Annotated in this window: 19 protein-coding genes; 8 read left to right on the top strand and 11 right to left on the bottom strand. The window is 53.8% G+C overall.

All coding sequences use genetic code 11. From position 1 onward, the window contains the following. Positions 1 to 133: 133 nt before the first annotated feature. Together JXO50_04805 and JXO50_04800 are read right to left on the bottom strand one after the other, a co-directional pair. Positions 134 to 742 (bottom strand): DUF3617 family protein, encoded by a 609-nt coding sequence (locus JXO50_04805; protein MBN2332410.1) that lies wholly within the window; start codon positions 740 to 742, stop codon positions 134 to 136. 152 nt (positions 743 to 894) lie between these two features. Next, a complete protein-coding gene (locus tag JXO50_04800; GenBank protein MBN2332409.1) occupies positions 895 to 2,649 on the bottom strand; it encodes an ATP-binding cassette domain-containing protein in 1,755 nt (584 codons plus the stop codon). A gap of 283 nt (positions 2,650 to 2,932) precedes the next feature. Here JXO50_04800 and JXO50_04795 point away from each other — a divergent pair, with 283 nt between their 5' ends. Beyond that, a complete protein-coding gene (locus JXO50_04795; protein ID MBN2332408.1) occupies positions 2,933 to 4,414 on the top strand; it encodes a glutamate--tRNA ligase in 1,482 nt (493 codons plus the stop codon). Between the two features lie 139 nt (positions 4,415 to 4,553). Here the strand turns inward: JXO50_04795 and JXO50_04790 are convergent, their stop codons facing one another. Further along, positions 4,554 to 5,618: an HD-GYP domain-containing protein gene (locus JXO50_04790; GenBank protein ID MBN2332407.1), complete on the bottom strand. Its 1,065-nt coding sequence runs from the start codon at positions 5,616 to 5,618 to the stop codon at positions 4,554 to 4,556. 75 nt (positions 5,619 to 5,693) lie between these two features. Between JXO50_04790 and JXO50_04785 the strand changes: the two genes are divergently transcribed. Beyond that, positions 5,694 to 5,837, top strand: coding sequence for a hypothetical protein (locus JXO50_04785; protein ID MBN2332406.1), 144 nt, complete (start codon positions 5,694 to 5,696; stop codon positions 5,835 to 5,837). A gap of 590 nt (positions 5,838 to 6,427) precedes the next feature. After that, positions 6,428 to 7,180, top strand: coding sequence for an OmpA family protein (locus tag JXO50_04780; GenBank protein ID MBN2332405.1), 753 nt, complete (start codon positions 6,428 to 6,430; stop codon positions 7,178 to 7,180). A 94-nt stretch (positions 7,181 to 7,274) separates the two neighbouring features. On the opposite strand, the gene JXO50_04775 is transcribed toward JXO50_04780, so the two are convergent. The 4 genes from JXO50_04775 to ahbD all read right to left on the bottom strand — a co-directional run bounded on the left by JXO50_04775 (position 7,275) and on the right by ahbD (position 10,886). Then, positions 7,275 to 8,210, bottom strand: coding sequence for an EFR1 family ferrodoxin (locus tag JXO50_04775; protein MBN2332404.1), 936 nt, complete (start codon positions 8,208 to 8,210; stop codon positions 7,275 to 7,277). Between the two features lie 176 nt (positions 8,211 to 8,386). After that, a complete protein-coding gene (gene fdhD / locus JXO50_04770; GenBank protein MBN2332403.1) occupies positions 8,387 to 9,199 on the bottom strand; it encodes a formate dehydrogenase accessory sulfurtransferase FdhD in 813 nt (270 codons plus the stop codon). Between the two features lie 35 nt (positions 9,200 to 9,234). Then, positions 9,235 to 9,807, bottom strand: coding sequence for a DUF456 domain-containing protein (locus JXO50_04765; GenBank protein ID MBN2332402.1), 573 nt, complete (start codon positions 9,805 to 9,807; stop codon positions 9,235 to 9,237). Then, a complete protein-coding gene (gene ahbD, locus JXO50_04760) occupies positions 9,804 to 10,886 on the bottom strand; it encodes a heme b synthase (GenBank protein MBN2332401.1) in 1,083 nt (360 codons plus the stop codon). The genes JXO50_04765 and ahbD overlap by 4 nt, the downstream gene beginning before the upstream one ends. Positions 10,887 to 11,157: 271 nt before the next feature. Here ahbD and JXO50_04755 point away from each other — a divergent pair, with 271 nt between their 5' ends. From JXO50_04755 to JXO50_04740, 4 genes are all read left to right on the top strand, one after another. Further along, the gene (locus JXO50_04755) at positions 11,158 to 12,189 is read left to right on the top strand and encodes an NTP transferase domain-containing protein (protein ID MBN2332400.1); all 1,032 of its coding nucleotides are present in this window, start codon (positions 11,158 to 11,160) and stop codon (positions 12,187 to 12,189) included. 115 nt (positions 12,190 to 12,304) lie between these two features. Next, positions 12,305 to 13,375, top strand: a complete 1,071-nt coding sequence (locus tag JXO50_04750; GenBank protein ID MBN2332399.1) for a phosphoribosylformylglycinamidine cyclo-ligase — start codon at positions 12,305 to 12,307, stop codon at positions 13,373 to 13,375. 3 nt (positions 13,376 to 13,378) lie between these two features. Beyond that, a complete protein-coding gene (locus JXO50_04745) occupies positions 13,379 to 14,035 on the top strand; it encodes a phosphoribosylglycinamide formyltransferase (GenBank protein ID MBN2332398.1) in 657 nt (218 codons plus the stop codon). Positions 14,036 to 14,230: 195 nt separating this feature from the next. Continuing rightward, positions 14,231 to 15,802, top strand: coding sequence for an AAA family ATPase (locus tag JXO50_04740; protein ID MBN2332397.1), 1,572 nt, complete (start codon positions 14,231 to 14,233; stop codon positions 15,800 to 15,802). Positions 15,803 to 15,919: 117 nt separating this feature from the next. Here the strand turns inward: JXO50_04740 and lon are convergent, their stop codons facing one another. Further along, entirely contained in the window at positions 15,920 to 18,283 is a 2,364-nt protein-coding gene (gene lon / locus JXO50_04735; GenBank protein MBN2332396.1) for an endopeptidase La, read from the bottom strand. A 140-nt stretch (positions 18,284 to 18,423) separates the two neighbouring features. Between lon and JXO50_04730 the strand changes: the two genes are divergently transcribed. Then, positions 18,424 to 19,767 carry a radical SAM protein gene (locus JXO50_04730; protein MBN2332395.1) on the top strand — a complete coding sequence of 448 codons (1,344 nt, stop codon included), beginning with the start codon at positions 18,424 to 18,426 and terminating at the stop codon, positions 19,765 to 19,767. Positions 19,768 to 19,825: 58 nt separating this feature from the next. Here the strand turns inward: JXO50_04730 and JXO50_04725 are convergent, their stop codons facing one another. From JXO50_04725 to yedF, 3 genes are read right to left on the bottom strand one after another with little or no spacing between them, the layout of a single operon-like run. Further along, positions 19,826 to 20,095, bottom strand: a complete 270-nt coding sequence (locus JXO50_04725) for a DUF3343 domain-containing protein (protein MBN2332394.1) — start codon at positions 20,093 to 20,095, stop codon at positions 19,826 to 19,828. Positions 20,096 to 20,115: 20 nt separating this feature from the next. Then, the gene (locus JXO50_04720; protein MBN2332393.1) at positions 20,116 to 21,267 is read right to left on the bottom strand and encodes an aminotransferase class V-fold PLP-dependent enzyme; all 1,152 of its coding nucleotides are present in this window, start codon (positions 21,265 to 21,267) and stop codon (positions 20,116 to 20,118) included. Continuing rightward, complete coding sequence (gene yedF / locus JXO50_04715; GenBank protein ID MBN2332392.1) at positions 21,264 to 21,872, bottom strand: sulfurtransferase-like selenium metabolism protein YedF; 609 nt, start codon at positions 21,870 to 21,872, stop codon at positions 21,264 to 21,266. The genes JXO50_04720 and yedF overlap by 4 nt, the downstream gene beginning before the upstream one ends. Positions 21,873 to 21,929 lie beyond the last annotated feature (57 nt).

The following is a 21,929-nucleotide window of genomic DNA, read 5'->3' as shown; positions in this document are numbered from 1 at the left end:
CAAGAACCATCGATGACGTAGTAGGGGAGACCATGTTGGGCTCCCCTCTTTTTTTACAGCTCGGAACGGGATAATGGAGAAACGGTTGGCGCCGTCACCTCCCGGGGTCTCCTGTTTTCCAGGGTGCCGGGTTTTATTTGAAAACTCCCTTGAAAAGACCGCGGACACCTTCACGTACCTCATCAATGGTGGATTGTTTGGCTTCATCTCTGGCAGCCTTGCCCACATCCTTGGCATCTTCTGCAAGAATGCTTGTATCTGCCGCCGGCTCCTGACGAGCAGTTTGCCGGGTCGGCTGTTGAGACGTCCGGTTTGTTTCCGATGAATCACAATCTCCGATTCTCCGTCCACGGAAGATGTTTTTTACCCGCATGCCCGTGCCGCTGATTTCCATATCCATGGTGCCGGACATGGTATCACCGCGGTAGGTGGCTTGCCCGGTTCCGATCATTTGGCCACCTTGTCCTGAGCAGGTAATTTTCCAGGACACCGTATCGCCGTGTTGTTGGATGTCGGATACCTGGCATTCATTGGATGCTTCTTTGTTCTGGGGAACAAGATCCTCCTCGGTCAGACACTGAACATGGGTTTGCGGCTGCATCTTCATATTGCCCATGCCGGTCATCTCCGTTTCAGTTGAAATCTCCCATTTGCCGGGATTGAGATTCGGTTGTGCCAACGCCGAGCCGGCACCGAGTGAAAATGACAGGATAAAAACCACCGCGACCATTCGGATACTCATTGTTACCTCCATTACGATTGTTGTAAAAGTAAAAGTGGATAGTTACATGCCACAAAGGTCTGTTAGTGACCCCAGGGCCGGCAGATTAGAGCCGAAGTCATATTCCTGGAGTGGGATGCTGCCGGCTCTGTAGAGCAAAATGTTTGCGCCGGCTACTCTGTCAGCCGATCAAGCTCTTCCCAGCGTTGGTAGACGCTTTCCAGCTCAACTTCGATTTGCTGCAGTCTTGCCTGAAACCGGCTGATCAGGGCACCGTCTCCCTGCTGATAGAGGGTCGGGTCGGCCAGCTTTCCATGCAGGTCAACCTGTTCGAGTTCCAATGTTTCTATTTTTTTCGGCAGTTCTTCAAGCTCGTGTTTTTCTTTGAAACTGAGCTTGCGAGGTCGTTCTTTCTGCCGTGCCGGTTTGCGCTTCTCCTGCCTCTGGGGTTTTTCCTCTGCCAATTTCACCGTCAGCCAGTCATCATAGCCCCCGATGATCTCTTCAACCCGGCCCTGGCCGCTGAAGATTAGTAAACTGGTGACCACATCGTTGAGAAAACTACGGTCATGACTGACCAGCAGCACCGTGCCGGGATAATCGAGCAGCAATTCCTCAAGCAGGTCAAGGGTTTCCATGTCAAGATCGTTGGTTGGTTCATCGAGGATCAGCAGATTGGCCGGTCGGGTAAACAGCTTGGCCAGCAGCAGGCGGTTTTTTTCGCCGCCGGAGAGCAACTTGACTGGGGTGCGGGCGCGGTCCGGGGTGAAAAGGAAATCCTGCAGGTAGCTGTAGATATGGCGTGACTGGCCGTTGATCAGCACCTGGTCATAATCGCCAGCGATATTCTGCATGACCGTGCGTTCTTCATCCAGCTGATTGCGCAACTGATCGAAGTAGGCAATCTGCAAGTTGGTGCCGTGGCGCAGGCTGCCGGCGGTGGGTTGCAGTTCTTTGGTCAGCAGTCTGATGAGGGTCGTTTTGCCGCTGCCGTTCGGGCCGACCAGGCCGATTCGATCGCCGCGCATAAGCCGCAGGTTCACATCGTTGATGATCGGTTTGTCGGCATAGCTGAAATGGAGGTGTTTGGCCTCCATGACCATCTGGCCGCTGCGCTCACCGGTGCTGATCTGCAGGTGGACCAGACCGGCCCGTTCGCGGCGCTGGCGTCGTTCTTCACGCAATTTCAACAGGTCACGAACCCGACCCATGTTGCGGGTGCGGCGGGCCTTGATTCCTTTCCGAATCCAGACCTCTTCCTCTGCAAGCTTCTGGTCCAGCCGGGCCCAGGCTTTCTCCTCAGCATTGAGGACGTCGTCGCGGCGGGAGAGATAGTGGTCATAGCTGCAGCGATAGTCCTGCAGGCGGCCGCGGTCGACCTCAACAACCCGGGTGGCGAGTTTTCTCACAAAGGTTCGATCGTGACTGATGAAGATCAGGGTTTTCCGCAGCCGCAGGAGGAATTCTTCCAGCCACTGGATGGCGGCAATATCCAGGTGGTTGGTTGGTTCGTCAAGCAGCAGAAGGTCTGGGTCATGGCTCAGGGCTGCAGCCAGCAAAACGCGCCGTTTGATACCACCGGACAGGGTCTGCAGCTGTTCATCAGGGTCCAGCTCGAGCTGGCTGATGACCTGTGCGAGGGTGACGGCATCCGGTGCCGTTCGCTGAAGAAAACTGTGTACCGAACCGGATTGATTACTGGGAAATTCCTGCGGCAGCAGCGCTGTTTTAAGCCCCTGGCGACGGATAATTTCACCGTCATCGACCGGCAGTTCACCATTGATGATGCGCAGCAGGGTTGACTTTCCGGCACCGTTGCGGCCGAGCAGACAGACGCGGTCCCCCGGCTCGATCTGCAAGCTGGCAGCGTTGAGCAACATGGGGCCTCCGAAGGCGATGGAAACAGTATTCAGACTGATAAGGCTCATAGCGGAAAACCCATAGCATATTTTAGTTAATTATGAAAACGTTTGCTTTCAGGGGCAGAATTGTGAGCCGTGTATGGACAATCGGTATTCTGGATCGAGCCAATGCGTTCTGCTGGGATTCAGCAATCCCAGGTTTTTCCGTTATGAGAGGGTGCTGCTTTTTGGCTGCTTGCAATCATCGGTGAATCATGGTAATCCACCGGCACTGGGGAAAAAGAGTTGCCGGGCTTGTTCCTTGACCGCAGCGGCTTTCCCGTTACTTGATAAAAAGAGGATATTGATCATGGATCAGGAAGTACGATTGCGGTTTGCCCCCAGCCCCACCGGTTATCTTCACATTGGTGGTGCCCGGACGGCAATTTACAACTGGCTCTATGCCAAAAAGACCGGCGGCAAGCTGATTCTGCGGATCGAGGATACTGATGCCGAGCGATCGACGGAAGAATCGATCCAGGGCATCCTTGATGGTTTGAACTGGCTGGGGGTCACCTGGGATGAAGGGCCCTATTTCCAGTCCCAGTTCGGCGAGGAGCATCGTCTGGCGGCGCAGAAGCTGCTGACAAGCGGTCATGCCTACAAATGCTTCTGTACCAGGGAGGCGCTGGAGGAGAAACGGGAAGCAGCCCAGGCGCAGAAACTTGATCTGAAATATGACGGCACCTGCCGTGGTTTGAGTCCGGCGGAGGTGGCTGCCAAAGAGGCGGTCGGGCTGCCCTATACCATCCGCCTGAAAGTGCCTCACGGCGAGGGGGCGGTGGTCTTTGATGATCTGGTCTACGGCCGGGTCGAGAAAAAATATGTTGACATTGAGGATTTTGTCATTGTCCGTTCCAATGGCCAGCCGCTCTACGTGCTGTCCAATGCCGTTGACGATGCCCGGGATCGCATCAGCCATGTCCTCCGAGGCCAGGATGGCCTGGCCAATACACCGAAACAGATTCTCATCTACCAGGCCCTTGGACTGCCGGTGCCGAAGTTTGCCCACATGTCCCTGACCCTGGACCCCAAGCGGGCAAAAATCTCCAAGCGCAGCCACGGGGAACTGGTGGCGGTCCATTTCTACCGGGACCACGGTTTCCTGCCCTGGGCGCTGGTCAATTTCCTTGTCCTGCTAGGCTGGTCAAACCCTGAATCGCGGGAGTTTTTCAGTCAGGAAGAATTGATCGAGGCTTTCAGCCTGGAAGGGATAAACCGGGCCAACTCAGTTTTCAACGTCCAGAAGGACGATCCGAAATTTATTACCGACCCCAAGGCGATCAGTATGAACGCCCACTATCTGCGGACCATGCCGGTGGCTGAGCTGGAGCGCCATGTCAGGCAGGAGCTGGAAAAAACCACTCTCTGGCAGCCGGAATTTGCCGGTGAACGTCATGAATGGTTTTTACAGACCCTTGAGCTGATCCGTGACCGTTTCCATTTTCTTACCGATTTTGCCACTCTTGGACGGCCCTATTTTGCCGATGAGTTCACCGTTGAGGAAAAAGCCTTGAGCAAGAATCTGCTGAAGCAGCCGCAGCTGAAAGAGTGGCTGCCGCTGGTGGGTGAGCGGTTTGCTGCATTGACCGATTTTTCAGTGGAAGAGACCGAGCGGGTAGTGCGGGAATTGATTGAGGAGCTGGATGTCAAGGCCGGGGTGCTGATTAACGGCATCAGGACGGTGGTTACCGGTCAGCTTAAAGGTCCGGGGCTTTTTGATATCCTGCAGACCATCGGTCAGCAGCGGGTGGTGGAGCGCCTGCGGCGGACGGCCGAGTTGTTTGCCTGAACATTTTTGTCAGGGATCATCAGGCACGGGCAAACTTTGTTTGCCCGTGCCTTAACCTTCATCAGCAGCGTTCACCCCTATCCCCTTCCTACTTTCCTTTGTTCTTCTTCCTTTTAGTTTTCCGAATAGCTGGTTGCTGTCAGGATTTGCTGTACATTTCCTTGGAGAAATACTGGCGAGTTATGGATTCAAGCTTTTGGTGCAGGGTTTGGTCATTACACCTTGAAACCTCCTCATAAAGGGATTTTGCGATAGTGGTAAATGTATCAAGGAGGGATGGGTCAAAATGGTTGTTGCGTCCATCTGCTAAAATTTCCATTGCATCTTCAAAAGGCATCGGCTCCTTGTAGGGTCTACTGGATGTCAGGGCATCAAAAACATCCGCAATGGCAAAAATTCTAGCAGTGATTGGGATTGAATCACCCGTCAGACCGGCAGGATACCCACCGCCGGCAAATTGTTCGTGATGATGTCTGACTACGTCCGAGGCATCCTTTAGCCATTCGGAATGTCTGATAATATCGATGCCGTAGTTGACATGAAGCTTCATTGTCTCAAACTCATGTGCTGTCAATTTGCCGGGTTTCAGCAATATCTGATCACTGACCCCAATTTTGCCGACATCATGCAGAAAGGCGCCTTTAATCAGTTTTTGAATCACGTTGTGATGCAGACCATGGGCTTCAGCCAGCTTTACCGAATAGATGGTAACTCGGTAGTTATGTATATCAGTATCACTATCCCGTTTGGCAACAGCGCTACCAAGAACCCTCAGGGTTTCGATATTTGCCTGCAGAAGACTGTCTGTGAGTGTTGACAACCGCCTGATGAGTGTTGTGATAATTGGATAAAGAATCAGCGTGGTCAGCATCACAATGCTGATGGCTTCAAAGGCCGTCCGCAAAATTCGCCTCACGACCTCGTCAATGGTTTTACCGGAGACGGCAAAAAGGCCTTCAATAACAGCTGCTTGATTTCCGCTGCTGTTGGTGAGGGGATACGTGAGCTGAATATGGGGTTTCCCGTTAATAGTTCTATATTTGTGATATTTTCGGGGGGTTTTGGGCATCTGGTGGTCTAACGATGACATGATATCATCAACGGTATTTTTATAGGTACAGAGGGCATCCCTTTCGATGACAATTGGATTGCCATCAAGGTCATAAATTCCCGCATAGATGACGTGTCCCATCCCCAGGTTCATTTTGCCGGCGATGGACAATGCCTTGAGTTTATTGCGAAGTGCTCGTTTTGCTCCCAGTTTTTGGTCATCCAGCAGGTGACGAACTTCGGCGTTGAAGCGGGTGGCTATTTTGCTGGCACGGTTGTTGACCATCTGACCAAGCCGTTGCAGCTCAATGAAAAGTACTGTCGATGCAAGGATAATGGAAATGATAGTGCCGGCAACGACAAGTCTTACTAATAATTTTTTCTGGATAGTGACTTTAAACGATGAGCCGGCGTCCCGGCGATTGGATTTGCCCCTGATAGCCAGACCGCTATCCGGATTTATTTTTTGTTGAGAGATAGGTAGGCTGGTGTGCATATTAGGTGTTACTGCGGCAAGGATGATGACTACGTATTAGAAGCAAAATGAGAGATTCCCTTTAATGTCAGAAAAGATATAAATTTATATGTCAATATGACGAATAGGGTGTTAGTGTCTGTAGTTAGCCGCAGAGAGCAGTATAGTGCTCTCTGTTATCTTTATAATGGTGATCGGTTGTGAAAAGTAGGATAATGTAACTGCCACCATGTTATGATATTGCTTCAGCCTCCCTTAACCGGTCTTGTGACGCATCAAATGGTACTGTTTTTTTGTGTTGCTTATCGTTTGCCACGCTTGATTTCCTTTGTCTGTCAGATGTTATTCGATATATATCGGATAACATTTTGAAAACTTAACTGCCGCAAACTTTTTAAGTGGTTGTCGTAATCCTTCAAGTGCCTGTCTTTTCGTTTTTCAAGGCTGATGGAGTGTTGAACTATGGTTTCAGGGTGTTTCCGTGAGGGATGAAAATGCTTGACAGACTTGGATCGTGGGTATGCTGCATCTGTTTATTATGTATGTGGGGTTGCGCCTCACAAGTCCCATTTATTACCGCTCGCACTACGCAGGAGCAACTTTCGAAAAGCGAGATACAATCCTGCAACCTTCAACGGGCCCTTGAACTCTCGAAACAGGAACAGTCTGAACTGCAGCACAAAGCAAATCAGTTGCATGATGAAAACAACTTTCTCTATCAGAAGGTTGAGGAGTTAAATCAAACGATCAGGAAGAAAGAAACGGTTATTTCCCTGCAGGAAACGGTTATTCGATTGTTTGATGACGAGAACCAGACATTGCAGAAGAACATAAAGGAACAGGTTGCCGCGCAAAATTCACAGGTATCCTCAACCCTGCTATTCGATAAGCTTGTTTTCCTGAACAACCTTTTGTTTCAACCCGGAAGTGACATATTGAGTGCAGGAGGGAAAAAGAAGCTGAAAGATCTCGAAGGATTATTGAAGCAGGAAAAATATACTCACATTCAGGTGGAGGGACATGCCGACAATCGTCCACTGAAGTCAAAAGCAAAGTATGCCGACAACTGGGAGTTGTCTGCTCTGCGGGCAACGACGGTGGTACGGTTTCTTCATGATGGCGTTGGTATTGCCCCTGAACGGATGTCAGCTACAGGGTTTGGACATTATCGTCCGGTGGCGTCAAGCGAGACAGTGGAAGGTCGGCAGCAAAACAGTCGGATTGAAATCATTTTGAAATGACAACCCAGCTGAGCTTGCTGTCATTGAGAGAATATCTTCCCGTGATGTCCCATAGTTAGTCTGCCATGGCAGAGCTTTTAGCAGCTACAATGCTTCAATCACCCTTTCCGCTGTTGGCAGAGGACTTTTCCCTGCTGATTTCACGTTGACGTTGTTTGTACAGCGGATCATCCACGTTGATGCTTTCCGGATCAACCAGCCAACGAAATCCGCCGCGTGCAGCAACTTTATCAAGTTCTTTTTTGTAGCGGGCATAATTTTTCGGTGCCATGGCCACCAACGGTTCCCAGTTAGCTTCCACCGAAAGAGTCGGGCAGATGGTTGCGCACCGCCAGCAGTACATGCACGGTTCCTGAATGCGGGGTGGCTCAGCGCTAATATCAATTCCCTGTACCGGGCAGTTCTCCTCGCACGCGTGACATTGGATGCAGGTTTCGGTGTTGATGCTGAACGTTGGCATGAACTGCTTTACGATCTCCTCGGTCAAAGCCTTGCCTTCTTCAATCCATTCCTCGGATGAAACCGGACCGGCTTCAGGGATGAGATCGCTGGCGCCATGGGCGATTTCCAGGCTGCGTTTGATGATTTCTTTGCCGAAGTCTTTGGCCTGCTCAAAATCAATGGCATCCGGATGTCCCGAGGTGTAGCTCGGTCGCGGATAAAAGGGAACGGTGATGTTTGCATAGGTATTGTGAAAGCCGATGACGGTCGCCCCCTTGGTCCGCAATTTTTCCGCTACTGAAGGGAAGTAGTTGCCGATGATGTTGCCGTGGGTGCAGAAAACAAACCAGTGCTGGCCGTTCAGTGGTGACAGCGATTTGATGAAATCCCGGACGTTGCTGGGTTCCTTGTACCAGAATACCGGCGCCCCAATGCCTACGAGATCGTAACCTGATAATGACTTTGTTTCAGCATTTCTCAGGGTTGCCATGTCGCACCGGCTGTCGGCAGCCATGATGCCATCGCGGATATTCTCCGCAATCGTAAGCGTATTGCCCGTTTGGGAAAAATAGATAATCAATGCTTTCATTGTTTTGTGTCCTTGTTGCTCTAACTGTTGAAGTGCATGATTTCTGTTCAGCTATTTTCTGATGCCCGGTAGTTTTTCTTTTCAGCAAGGAGGACGTCCTGATGCTTCATTCCATCATTTTGGGGGAGGCAGGGAACGTTTTTAAACGTTGCAACAATTTTTTGCCGGTACGAACATTACGCCTGCAGCCTTTCCCGGTTGCAAAAAACCAAAAGACCGCCCTCTTTGTCGGAACAGGCAAGGGTCATGGCAAGCTGTTTGGCGGTATCCACCGCTAGCGAGGTTGGCCTGGACAGGCTTAGCAGTATGGGGATTGTTGCCCTGGCAGCTTTTTGCACCAGTTCGTAGCTCAATCGTGAGGAGACTACGGCAATCTTGACCTCCCCAAGGGTCCTCCTCATGAGGGCTGTGCCGATCGCCTTGTCCATGGCGTTGTGCCGGCCCACATCTTCGGCGCTGGCAATCAGGTTCATATCCTGGTCGCACAGGATTGCCGCATGCGATCCTCTGGTGTTGCCGTAGTAGTTCTGGCTTGCCCCCAGCAGGTCAAAGCCGGCGACCACCTTTGTGAATGGGATGCAGGTGTCATCGACAATCGGCTTGAGGTCCTGTAGTATCTCCTTGACCAGTTCCCGGCCGCAGATGCCGCAGCTGGTCTGGCTGATGAATCCCCGCCTTGAGATAATCTCTTTTGCCTGGCCCTCCCGTGCAGGGGAAAGGCGGATTTCCACCACGTTGGGATCCAGGTCAGTGCAGTGCCCGATAGTAGCAACATCAGCCATGCTCTCAATAATGCCATCAGTCAGGCAGAAGCCCGCGGCATGCCCGAGCTCATCCCCCGGCGTCCTCATGATAACCGTGTAGGGGCTGCCATTAAGCCTGATCAGTAGAGGTTCTTCTACAATGAGTTCTCTGCTGATCTGCTCTTTCCCTGTTGCGGCTAAATGAAGCACCTCACAGAGTTCTGTTTTGCTAGTGGTATTCTTCATGGATGCGGCATCCTGGCAGGGCTCATCGTCTTTTGTCAGCCTGTCAGCCAGCCTTGGAGGAGTACGAAAGGCTGCAAGCTGTGGTGGAGGACTTCCAGGGTCGGACCGACCCCTTGGGGTGGCTGAAGGTGCGGCCAGAGAAGGGAAAAAATGTAGATAACCATGGCCAGACCGATAAAGAATTCAAAAAGAAAACTGGCCATTGCCCCGATCACCGCTCCCACTCCGGCTTTGAGGCTTTCGCGTTCGGTCTTCAGGGCGAAGCCCATTTCACAGCAGAAGGCGCCGGCGAAAGCGCCCAGCAGCGATCCGCCGGGCAGGGGGATAAACAACAGACCGATGAAAAAGCCGATAATGGCACCGATGATGCCATACCGGCTGGCCCCCATGCTTTTGGCGCCGAAGCTGGTCAGAGCGTACTGGCCGATGGCGCCGATTAAGGTCATGATCAACAGAATCACCAGGGCTTTCACGCCGATGACCGTAAATCCGCTGAGGATGGCATAAACGAGCGCTCCGGCAAAGATCAGACCGGTGCCGGGAAAAGCCGGTACCAGGGTGCCGATCAGGCCGCCAAAAGCAAGAATGATGAGCAGGGTGAATTTCACTGTTTTCCAGCCGCTGCCTTTTTGGGTTCGTAGGTGCAGTAGGGCTCCTCGGCCATGTAGTTGCCGGTGATCTCATACGCTCTGGCTCGGCAGCCGCCGCAGACCCGCTTGTACTCACAGAGGCCGCATTTGCCTTCGAGGGCGTTGAAGTTTCTCAGGCGGCTAAAGACGGCCGATTTTTCCCAGATGTCGCGAAAATTAGTTTCTCTGATATTGCCGGCCAGTGCTTCCAGGTAGCCGCAGGGCTGGACGTCGCCGGTATGGGAGACGAAACAGAAGCCAACCCCTCCCAGACATCCTCTGGTGACCGCATCGAGGCCGTGGGATTCAAAGGTGACGGTCTTGCCCTCCTCTTTCGAACGCTGCCGAAGAATCCGGTAATAGTGGGGGGCGCAGGTGGCTTTCAATTGCAGGGGAACCTTGTCCCGCTGATCGTAGAACCAGTTCAACGTGCTTTCATACTGCTCCGGTGGAATTTCCTGTTCTTCCAACGCCTTGCCCCGGCCGGTGGGAACCAGGAGAAAGATGTGGTGGGCCACCGCTCCCAGCGAGACAGCCAGGTCGAGAATGGCCGGGATCTCCTCCAGGTTGATCTTGGTAATGGTGGTGTTGATCTGGTATTCCAAACCGGCTTTTTTGGCGATCTCGAGGGCTTTCAGGGAAGCCTCAAAGGCACCTGGAACCTGGCGGAAAGCATCATGGCTGGCGGCCGTGGAGCCGTCAAGGCTGACGCTCATCCGTTGGATGCCGCTATCAATCATTTTTTTGATGCTGCTTTCATCCACCAAGGTGCCGTTGGTGGCCATCACCATCCGCAGACCAAGTTTGGTGCCGTAGGCGGCCAGTTCATAAATATCATGACGCAATAAAGGCTCACCGCCGGTGAGGATGATAACCGGTTTGCTGAACGAGGCCACTGTATCCAGAAAAGCCAAGGCTTCCTTGGTATCCAGTTCACCTTCATAGGGTCCCTTTTCAGCCGAGGCCCGGCAGTGAATACAGGAAAGATTGCAGCTTCTGGTGGTTTCCCAGGCGATCATGCGCAATTCGGGAATGTCTGTATGCGAATGCTTTTTCATTGGTCGATGGTCTCCTTGCAGGCCGTCATGCCATGGATTTGCTTGAATGTATGAACAAATATCCATACCATTTCCCCATGCTTTTCGCAAATGGAAATGCCAATGGTTTGTTCTTGAATGATGGGGGTCGGCATTGATCGGGAAACGGCGGCTGTAGGTTCAACAGCAGTTGCTTTTTCCGCCGAATTTGGGTAGCCTGTAGGAGAACAAAACGGGGGGTAGCAGTGGTGTCGTTAAATAACCATCGGAAAAATTTTGCTGGAGAACGTGCATGAACGGCTGGTCGGCAATGGTTCTGGCAGCCGGATATGGCACCCGACTGCGGCCCCTGACGTTGCAGAGACCTAAACCGCTTGTCCCGGTGGCCAATCAACCCCTGCTGGACATTGTTCTCCGGCACCTTTTTAAGAATGGTGCCGGTCATGCTGTTGTCAATGGCCACCATCTGAGCCCTCAGGTAAGGGATTTCCTTGCCGCTTCCCCTTGGCGGCACCGGACCTCCTTCCTCCATGAGGAAGCTATTCTCGGCACCGGTGGCGGCATCAGGAACGCCGCTTCCCGGCTGGTTGGGGATTTTTTTGTCACGGTCAACAGTGATGTGGTAACCGATCTGGACCTGGCACCGGTGATCGCTTTCCACCGACGGCAAAACCCCCTGGTCACCATGGTTTTCCATGACCATCCGCGCTTTAACAGCGTGTTGATTGATAACCAACAGGTGGTGTCATTCGAACCCGAGAGTGCCAGCGCGGCCGGCAGCCGGCAGCTGTTGGCCTATACCGGTATTCAGATATGTTCCCCGCGCCTTTTCCCTTTTCTTCAGGGGGCTGATTTTCTCTCTCTTGTTGATGCCTATCAATGGGTATTGCGTAATCAGCGGGAGGAAATTGCCGCTTTCATCATGCCTGCCGACAGCTGGTATTGGCGGGATCTCGGCAGTTTTGCCGACTATTTTGAGGTGCATCAAGACCTCAGCCGGCAACCTCAGCTGGCAATTTCCCTGCTGGGTCATCCACCTGTTTTTCCCCTGGTTGATTCTCAGGCAGCCATTGAAGATGCTGTTCTGCAGGGGGCCACAGTGGTGGGTCCCCGCTGCCGGGTGGGGAATCAGACGATGTTGGAGGATGCGATTGTCTGGCCGGAAGTCACCATTGGCCGAGGCTGTCGGGTGGTCCGCTCGATTCTTGGCAGCACAGTCGTTGTTCCTGACGGTACATGTCTGGTTGACCAGGTTGTCGTTCGCAACGGTGATAAAGGGGCTCAGCAGACAGTAAACATCCTGCTTTCGGAGTGCCAGGAATAAAAGTAAGAATTGACATTTTACGAGGGTTACGATAGGTGTTTCACCGTCTTTTGCTAGCTCTCGTCGGGGAAATCTCGGCTGAGATGTGATAGTGCTGAAAGGAATGGAACTAACGATGTCAGGAAAAAGAACGACTTATAAGGATGCCGGCGTTGATGTGGAAGCCGGCAATCAGTTTGTAAAAAATATTGCTCCCATGGTCAAAGCCACGTTCCGTCCGGAAGTCTTGAATGATCTGGGCGGTTTTGGAGCACTCTTTTCTTTGCGCAAGGATAAATACGACAGCCCGGTGCTGGTTTCCTCCACCGATGGGGTTGGTACCAAGCTGAAGATCGCTTTTCAAATGGACAAGCATGACACGATCGGCATCGATCTGGTTGCCATGGTGGTGAATGATATCGTTGTCCAGGGGGCTGAACCCCTCTTTTTTCTTGACTATATGGCCATGGGCACGCTTGATAATGATCAGGCGACCGCCATTGTTGCCGGAATTGCCCGGGGGTGCCAGGAAGCCGGCTGCTCCCTGGTGGGTGGAGAAACGGCGGAGATGCCTGGTTTTTATCCGCCGGGTGACTATGAACTGGTTGGTTTTGGTGTTGGTATTGTTGAAAAGGAGCAGGTCATTGACGGTTCCAGTGTTACCGTGGGCGACTGCATTATCGGTCTGGCAGCCAGCGGCCTGCACAGCAACGGCTACTCCCTGGCCCGCAAGGTTCTTCTGGGTGAAGACGAGCAGGCTATTCATTCGGTGGTTGAAGAGCTGGGCTGTACGCTGGGTGAAGAGCTGCTCAGGCCAACCCGCATTTACGTCAAAACACTGCTGAACCTGATCCGTGATTTTTCCGTCAAGGGGATGGCCCATATCACCGGCGGAGGCCTGCGGGATAACATTGTCCGTATCCTGCCGCAAAGGTGTCAGGCGATTGTCAGAACGACGTCATGGGAAAGGCCGCCGATTTTCTCCCTGATCAGCCGTACTGGCGGTGTTGATGATAAGGAGATGCTGGCCACCTTCAATTGTGGTATTGGCATGGCCGTTATCGTTCCTCCCGGCGAGGTGGAAGAGGTTATCTCCCGGGCCGAGGCTTTGGGGGAAACGTGCTATCTCATCGGTGAAATCGGTAAACGGGAAGCTGACCAGCCGGGCATTGTTTTTATTGACGATCGTCGATCTTCAGGGAGTTGAAGTATGGTTGCCATAGGAATCCTGATTTCCGGCAGCGGCAGCAATATGCAGGCGATCATCGATGCGGTGGCGGCGGGGACGATAGCAGGGAAGCTTGTCCTGGTAATCAGCAATGATCCCGATGCCTATGGCTTGACCCGGGCCGCCAGTCATGGCATCCCGACCGTGGTTCTCCGTCATACTGATTATCCAAGCCGGCAGGCATACGACCGGGCTCTGGTTGCCGCCTTGCAGGCGGCGGGGGTGGATCTGGTTTGTCTGGCCGGTTTCATGCGGGTTATCACCCCGGTGTTGATTGATGCGTTTCCCGGGCGGATACTTAATATCCATCCGGCCCTGCTGCCAGCTTTCCCCGGGACCCACGGCCAGCGGCAGACTTTTGACTACGGAACCAGGTTTGCCGGCTGTACCGTACACTTTGTTGATGCCCAGGTTGATCATGGGCCAATTGTTATCCAGGCCGTGGTTCCGGTATTGCCCGATGACGATGAAGATTCCCTTGCGGCCCGCATCCTCCGTTGCGAGCACCGGATCTATCCCGAAGCTGTCCGTTTATTCTGTGCCGGTCGCCTGCGGATCGACGGTCGCCGGGTAATGATTGCCGACCAGCAAACTGCCGGACTCAACGAGCAGTACCTGATCAACCCTCCCCTCTCCTGATTTGCAGCTTGTCCCAATAGGGGCCGGCTGGAAGTTGCGCCGCATCGCTTTACGCGGTAATATAGTTAAAAATGGTATGCGGTTTGTGGTGGAGGGTAGTCAAAAAGTCCTTAAACCATAAACCGTTTTTGCTTTCCGGCCGGGTTGCGAGGTCTGCCTTCCCTTTCTGCCGGGTGATGATGAAAGGATCTGTCCATGGGTCATGAAGCTGTCTTACCCCCGATGATTACTGATCTTCTGCGTCCCGATCGCTATGATCCGGTTCCGGAAAACATTGAGCTGCTGCAGACCCATATTTCTTGGGTGATTATTGCCGATCAGCTGGTGTACAAAATCAAAAAACCGGTGGATTTTGGTTTTATCGATTATTCCAGTCTGGAGCAGCGGCATCACTTCTGCCAGGAGGAACTGCGCCTGAACCGCCGTCTGAGTCGGGATGTTTACCTGCGGGTGGAACCCATCGTCAAGCGGGAGAATGGTTTTTTCTATGGTGGTTCAGAACAGCCGGTGGAGTATGCGGTGGTGATGCAGCGGCTTCCTGAAGACCGGATGATGAAGCAGCTCCTGGCCAGGGGAGAGCTGCGGCCTGAGCATCTGCAGCAGCTTGCTGAGATGCTGGCGGCCTTCTATCGTCAGGCAAGGGTGATCGGTGACGGTACGTTCGGCACCCTGGAGACGGTGTCTTTTAATATCCGGGAAAATTTTGAGCAGACGGAGAAATATCTCGGAAAAAGTCTGACAGAGGCTGATTACCGGCGGATAATTGATTTCAATGAGCAGTTTTTCCGTGAGCATGAAGACCTTTTCGGTCGGCGGGTGGAACAGGGAATGGTCAAGGAATGCCATGGTGACCTACACATGGAGCATATCTGCTTTGCCGGTGATCATATCGACATCTATGACTGCATCGAGTTCAATGACCGGTTCCGGCTTATTGACGTCATGGCGGATGTGGCTTTTTTAGCCATGGATCTTGACTATCATAACCGCCATGACCTGGCGGCTCTCTTTCTTAAGGAGTTTGGCCGCTGCTTTGGTGATGAGGAGGGGCTGAAGCTGCTGCCGCTCTACAAATGCTACCGGGCCTATGTGCGCGGCAAAGTCATCAGTTTTCTCCTTGACGACCCTTCCCTGTCTGCCGCCGAAAAGGAGTCAGCCGCCAACCGGGCACGGCGCTATTTTCAGCTGGCGGCGGTTTATACATATCAGTTGCCCCCGTCGCTTATCCTGGTGACCGGCATCAGCGGCAGCGGCAAAAGCTACCTGGCGGCCGGCTTGGCGGCTGTGTCAGGTTTTTCCCTGCTGCGGTCGGACCAGGTGCGCAAAGAGCTTAAGGGGGTGGCGCCAGGTGATCATCGACCAGCCGGTTTTGAAGCGGGTCTCTACGACCCGGCGGTAACCAGGGAAACCTATGAATCACTGGTTCGTCTGGCGGGCGAAAATCTACCAGCCACCGGTGTCATTGTTGATGCCACCTGCCTGCAGCACTGGCAGCGGCAGCTTTTTTATGACCTGGCCGCCGAGCGGCAGGTGCCGGTTTCCGTGGTCTCCTGTGACGTTCCCTGGGAGGTGGTGACCAGCCGGCTGGAACAACGGTCGGGTGATGCCGAAAATATCTCTGATGCCGATCTGGCAATTGCCCGTCGGCAGCTTGACAAACGGGAGCTGCCGGACAACGGTGAAAAGGGGCGGGGCCGGTGGCTTGACCACGATGCCACGGCCGACCTGCTGGCTCAACTCTATGCCCTGGTGCCTCGCTTAGCATAGTCCTTTTTAGCTGCAAACCCTACTACGTTTTCAGCCGGTCGGTGGTTTGCCCCTGGAGGGAATGAACTAGGGCCTGTCTCTGGACACTTTATGGCAGATGAAGTCCGGAGACCAGCTTTATAGAAAAGTGGCCGGGATTTGCGGGGCCGTCGTCGCGGCGGCCGTAAACCCCGGGATAACCAGCGGGATGGCCGCCATAACGGTATCCACCCCGGTAAAGGTCATCTGCTCTTTGACATCTGCAGGAATATCCTGCAGATGTTTCAGGTTTTCCGCCGGCAGGACGATGCAGTGGATGCCGGCGCGATGGGCAGCCAGGACCTTTTCCTTGATTCCGCCCACTGGCAAAACCCTGCCTGAAAGAGTGATTTCGCCGGTAATCGCCGTCTGATGATCAGCCGGGTGGTTGCTGAACAGTGACAGCAAGGCAAGGAAAATGGTCAGGCCGGCTGACGGACCGTCCTTGGGGATCGATCCAGCCGGCACATGGATATGGATGTCATGGCTGGCAAACAGTTCAGCGTCCAGCCCTAGGGAGTCTTCAAGGCTCCGTAAGTGACTCAGGGCGGTGATAGCTGACTCCTTCATTACCTCGCCCAGGGAGCCGGTGAGGGTCAGTTTCGGACTGCTGCTTTTCATTTTTGTTGCTTCAATGAAGATAATATCACCGCCGGTTGGCGTCCAGGCCATGCCGGTGACGACACCGATCTTTCCCCGAACCGCCGCCAGTTCCCGGTGAAATTCCCGGGGGCCGAGGAAATTTTCCACACTGCGGCCAGTTACCGCCTTTTCCACTTGCTGGCCCCCGGCCTTCCTGCGGGCCAGTTTACGTAAAATCTTGCCGATGGTTTTTTCCAGATTTCTGACCCCGGCTTCCCGGGTGTAGTTGGTGATGATTGTATCCATCGCTTCATCGGTGAACATGATCCGGTCATCCTGCAAGCCGTTGTTTTCCAGTTGTCGGGGGACCAGATACTGAAAGGCGATGGCTTTCTTTTCTGCTTCACTGTAGCCCGGAATGGTAATGATCTCCATCCGATCCCTGAGGGGGGCCGGGATGGGGTCCAGCTGGTTGGCGGTCGTGATGAATAGCACCTTGCTCAGGTCAAAAGGCAGGTTGAGGTAGTGATCGGTGAAGGAGTTGTTCTGTTCCGGGTCCATGACTTCCAGCAGGGCTGATGACGGGTCGCCGCGAAAGTCTTTGCCAAGTTTGTCGATTTCGTCAAGCATGAACACCGGGTTGCGGTTTTTGACCCGTTTGAGTTCCTGGATAATCTTGCCGGGCATGGCGCCCACATAGGTTCTCCGGTGGCCGCGAATCTCTGCCTCATCACGCATCCCGCCCAGTGACATGCGGATAAAACTGCGCCCCATGGCCCGGGCAATGGACTTGCCCAAAGATGTTTTGCCTACCCCGGGCGGGCCTACCAGGCACAGGATGGGTCCTTTGAGATCTTTTTTCAGGTTGCAGACCGCAAGATATTCCAGGATACGGTCCTTGACCTTCTCAAGGCCAAAATGATCTTCATTGAGAACCTGTTCGGCGTGGGCCACATCCAGGTTGTCAACGGTTTCCCGTCCCCAGGGCATTTCCACCAAATACTCCAGGTAGGTCAGCGTTATGTGGTAGTCAGGTGATGAAGGGTTCATTTTGCCCAGGCGGTTGAACTCCTTCAGGATGATCTCTCTGGTAGAATCCATCATCTCAGCCTGCTCGATCTTTTGCCGCAGGCTTTCCAGGTCATTGGTGTCTTCCCCCAGTTCCTGCTGGATAGCTTTCATCTGCTGTCGCAGCAGTTGCTCCTTCTGGTGTTTACCCAGCTCCTTTTCAACACCGGTGCCAAATCCCCGTTTCACGTGCAGCTGCTGGTGAACCGATGACAAGAGTCGATGGACAAACTTCAGCCGATCCAGGTGATTAGTGAGCGATAAGACCTTCTGCTGGACTGAAAATTCCGGGTTGAGGTAGATAGTAATAAGGTCTGCCAGACGTCCGGGATCGGCAACGCTATCCAGCAGGTTGAGGGCGGCTTCCGGCAGGGGTTTGCCAGCGGCGAAACAGGCTTTCATCAGTGCCAGGGAACTTTCTTTCAACATCTCGAGAACCGTTGTCTCCGCTGATGATGCTTCCTGTAGTGGAGTGATAAGGGCCGTTATGGGTGTGCGGTTGTCCAGCAGCCGGAGATAGGAAATTCTGGCTATCCCTTGCAGGGTGAACTCGGGTTGTTCCACGGCGGCACTGCCGACTATGCTGACCCGGCAGGCGGTGCCGATGGGGTAGATATCTTCAATGGTTACTGGAGCTGAGCCGGAGCCCCGGAGATTGCAGATGCCGACAAGCTGGTGTTGATCGTGTATTTCCGTCAGCAGCTTGATGTCCTGAGGGTTTTTAACCACAATGGTGATGGCCATATGCGGAAAGATGACCATCTCTTTCAGTAACAGGAGTGATAGCCGGTCGGGCAGTTGGACGGTAACCATGATTTCCTCTTTTATTTCCCGTTTGAGTGTCGTATTGTGGTAAGGATAGTTTATCTGGACAACTTTTGTCAAGTATTGGGTGCATTATTCTGTGCCGGCGGGGAACGATTTCTGCAGGCAATGACTCGCGTAAGGATATAATGGCTGCTGATGTTCTGCTGATCAACCCCTGGATTATCGATTTTGCCGCCTATGACCTGTGGGCCAAACCCTTGGGTCTGTTGTATATCGGCGACCTGCTACGACGTTTTGATGGCGTCCAGGTGCAGCTGATTGACTGTCTGGATGCTGGATTGCTGCCAGAGTCGTGCCGGTTGAAAGTCAAGCGCCGGCCAAACGGTAGTGGTCACTACTATGCTGAAGAAATTGCCAAACCGGCAGCGCTCGCTTCCGTGCCCCGGCAATACAGGCGGTTTGGCCTGCCGGAAGAGGTCTTCCGTGCAGCGTTGCGGCAGGTGCCGGTCCCTGATGCGGTGGTGGTCACTTCACAGATGACCTATTGGTATCCCGGCATCCAGCAGACAATCAAGGTGCTCAGGGAGGAATGTCCGCAAGCGGCTATCATTCTGGGGGGCATCTATGCCACCTTGTGTTGCGACCATGCCCGCCGTCATTCAGGGGCCGACCATATTGTGCCTGGCACCAACCTTGGCGATCTTGTTGCCCTGCTGTCTCGTCTGGGGGTGGTGCAGAAAACCTTGCCGTCCGGGCCGGTGGATTTATTCCAGCTTTCTCCGGCCTGGGACTTATATCGGGAGCTTTCCTGTCTGGTGCTGACGACCAGTATTGGCTGTCCTTATCGCTGTCCCTATTGTGCTTCGGCTCGGCTCTATCCTGTCTATCGGCGCCGGCCGCCGGAGGCGGTTTTTGCAGAACTTGACTGCTGGTTGTCCCGCTTTCCTGAGGTTAAGGATATTGCCTTTTATGATGATGCCCTGTTGCTGGCGGCTGAAACCGGTCTGCTTCCTTTGCTGGAGCAGGTGGAGTGGGCGTCGTTGGCAGTTCGTTTCCACACCCCTAATGGTCTGCATGTCAAGGCGATTACCCGGGAGCTGGCCCGTGCCATGAAAAGGGGTGGTTTCACCACCATCAGGCTGAGCTTGGAAACCACCGATGGGGCTTTGCAGCGGCAATGGGGTGGCAAAACGGAGAAACAGCAGTTCGAAGCGGCGGTAGGCCATCTGCTGGCGGCTGGTTTTCCCGCCGGCCAGCTGGACATCTATTTGCTGGTAGGGGTTCCGGGGCAGTGCTGGCAGCAGGTAGAGGAGGACATTGTTTTTGTCCGATCACTGGGTTTGCGCCCGCGGTTGACCGAATATTCTCCTATTCCTGGTACTGCATTGTGGCCGGCGGCCTGCGCCGTTTCTCCTTATGATCTGCAACGTGAACCTTTGTTTCACAACAATACCCTGGTTTCCTGCGGCGGCCGAGAATTTGCCCGGGAACGCCTGGATGAGTTGAAACAGCTGGCCCATGGTCTTTGAGAACATTGAGCTTGCCGCTATCAGGATTGATTGCCGGGGGGGTGCTTCCTGCTCCTCCTCAGGATGATGCGGGAGGCAGGTCTGCTATCAGGTTGTAGCCCTGTGGTGCAGCCCGGCGATAAATGCGTACCGTGCAGGAAAAGGGATGATGGGACAGGGCGGCCATGATCAGCTGCAGGTCGTTTTGGCGAAAGGCGACGCACATGCCGCAGTCGGAGCTGATCTCTTTTGGTACGGGAACCAGATCAGTGTCAATCCCTGCGGTTTTTAGCAGGGATTCAGCTTTCATAACCTGGTGGATGGAGTCGAACAACAGATAGGTGTGCATGGAATTCATGGCAGGAGGCGTCAACGTGAAGATCCGGCGATCTGCCGGATTGCTCTGGCCGTCTTTTCCATCTCCTCCATGGTATTGAAATAGCCAGGAGTCAGGCGGACGGTTCCCCGGGGGAAGGTGCCAATGGTTTTATGCGCCAGCGGGGCGCAGTGCAGGCCGACCCGGACCATCATGTCGTACTGCCGATCCAGGTGAAAGCCGATTTCAGAGGGGGCCAGGTGGTCGATAGTAAAGGAGATGACCGGCAGGCGGTCTTTTCCCACTGGCGGGCCGTGCAGGGTGAGTCCGGGGATGTTTTTCAGTTCTTCACAAAGGTGCCGGGTTAAAGCATATTCGTGGCGATGAATTGCTGCCACCGTACTTTTATTGACGAAGTCCAGCCCGGCCGCCAGCCCTGCCAGGCCAATGGTGTTGGGAGTGCCGCTTTCATAATAATCAGGGAGAAACTCCGGTTGATATTCGGCTTCCGAGCGGCTGCCGGTTCCTCCCCGGATCAGGGGCAGGGGATTGATGCCGCTTTTGAGGTACAGTCCGCCGGTCCCTTGGGGCCCCAAAAGACTTTTGTGGCCGGTAAAACAAAAAATATCAATATCCAGATCATCCATATCGATGGGGATGGCACCGGCTGTCTGGGCGCCGTCAACAATGACCGTGATCTCCTGCTTCCTGAAAAGGGGGATGATCTCTTGCAGAGGACTGATGCTGCCGGTAACGTTGGAGCCGTGATTGATGATGGCCAGCTGATAGGTGTGCTTGTTAAGGAGCTGCTGGAGAACCTCAAACGATACTTCCCCCTCAGGATTGACCGGGATCAGGTCGAGGATTATCTGTCCTTGCTGCTCCAGATAGCGCAACGGGCGGATGACGGAGTTGTGTTCAATGGTCGTGGTCAGTATGCGGCTGCCGCTGCGGGCCAGGCCGAGGATTGCCAGGTTCAAGGCTTCAGTGGCGTTCTTGGTGAAGATGATGCGGCTGGAATCAGGTGCTTTCAGGAGACTGGCAGCCAGTTCACGGGCCTGGAAAACCAGCCGTCCGGCATCGGCTGCCAGGCGGTGGCCGGAACGTCCGGGACTGGCACCGACGGCCGTTGCGTAGCGGGTCATGGCCTCCATGACTGCCGGTGGTTTGGGAAATGAAGTGGCGCCGTTGTCCAGGTAGATCATGGAGTGACTACCTGGGTAGCTTCCAGCAGCAGAGAGGCAATCTCAAACATGTTGGACATCTGCCCCACCTGGAGACGGTCTTTCAGGTGGTAAAAGTCAAGGCAGGTGCCGCAGGAAAGAATGGTGGTGCCTTCCTGTTCCAGGGTTGTAATGGTTGCAAGTTCTTCAGAGCCGGCGCAGGTCAAATACACGGCACTGTTGACAAAGATAAGGTGGCGAGGTTTGATGGAAACTTCAATCAGGGTTTTCAGAAAGGCTTTCATCAGGATTTTTCCCAGCTGGACATCCCCTTTGCCCATATACTGGTCGTTGATATAGATGACCAGGTTGCCAGCTGGTTGCACTGCTGTCGACGTTGGCTGGCTCGCCGGGATCTCACAGCTGAAGCCTTTGATGATTTCCAGCGTGATGCTGCCATCCGCTTCCTCCTTGCGAGTGACCGTACATCCCTGGCTGATGGCAAAACGGCTGACGTTGACGGCCGACGGTTCCGCATTCAGGTGGACAGTGATCATCCCCTCGGCAACCTGATCGAGGGCTTTTTTGGTTTCAACAACCGGCTGCGGGCAGGCCTTGCCCCGTACATCCAGATAGATGTTGCTCATGAACTTATCTCCCTTGAGCTTTTATAGCTAATAACTTGGATGGTTGGATTATACGGT

This window comes from Candidatus Anaeroferrophillus wilburensis, assembly GCA_016934315.1.
Lineage (GTDB): Bacteria > Desulfobacterota > Anaeroferrophillalia > Anaeroferrophillales > Anaeroferrophillaceae > Anaeroferrophillus > Anaeroferrophillus wilburensis.
Note: the sequence above shows the minus strand (reverse complement) of the source record. Positions and strands in the feature narration are given on the sequence as shown.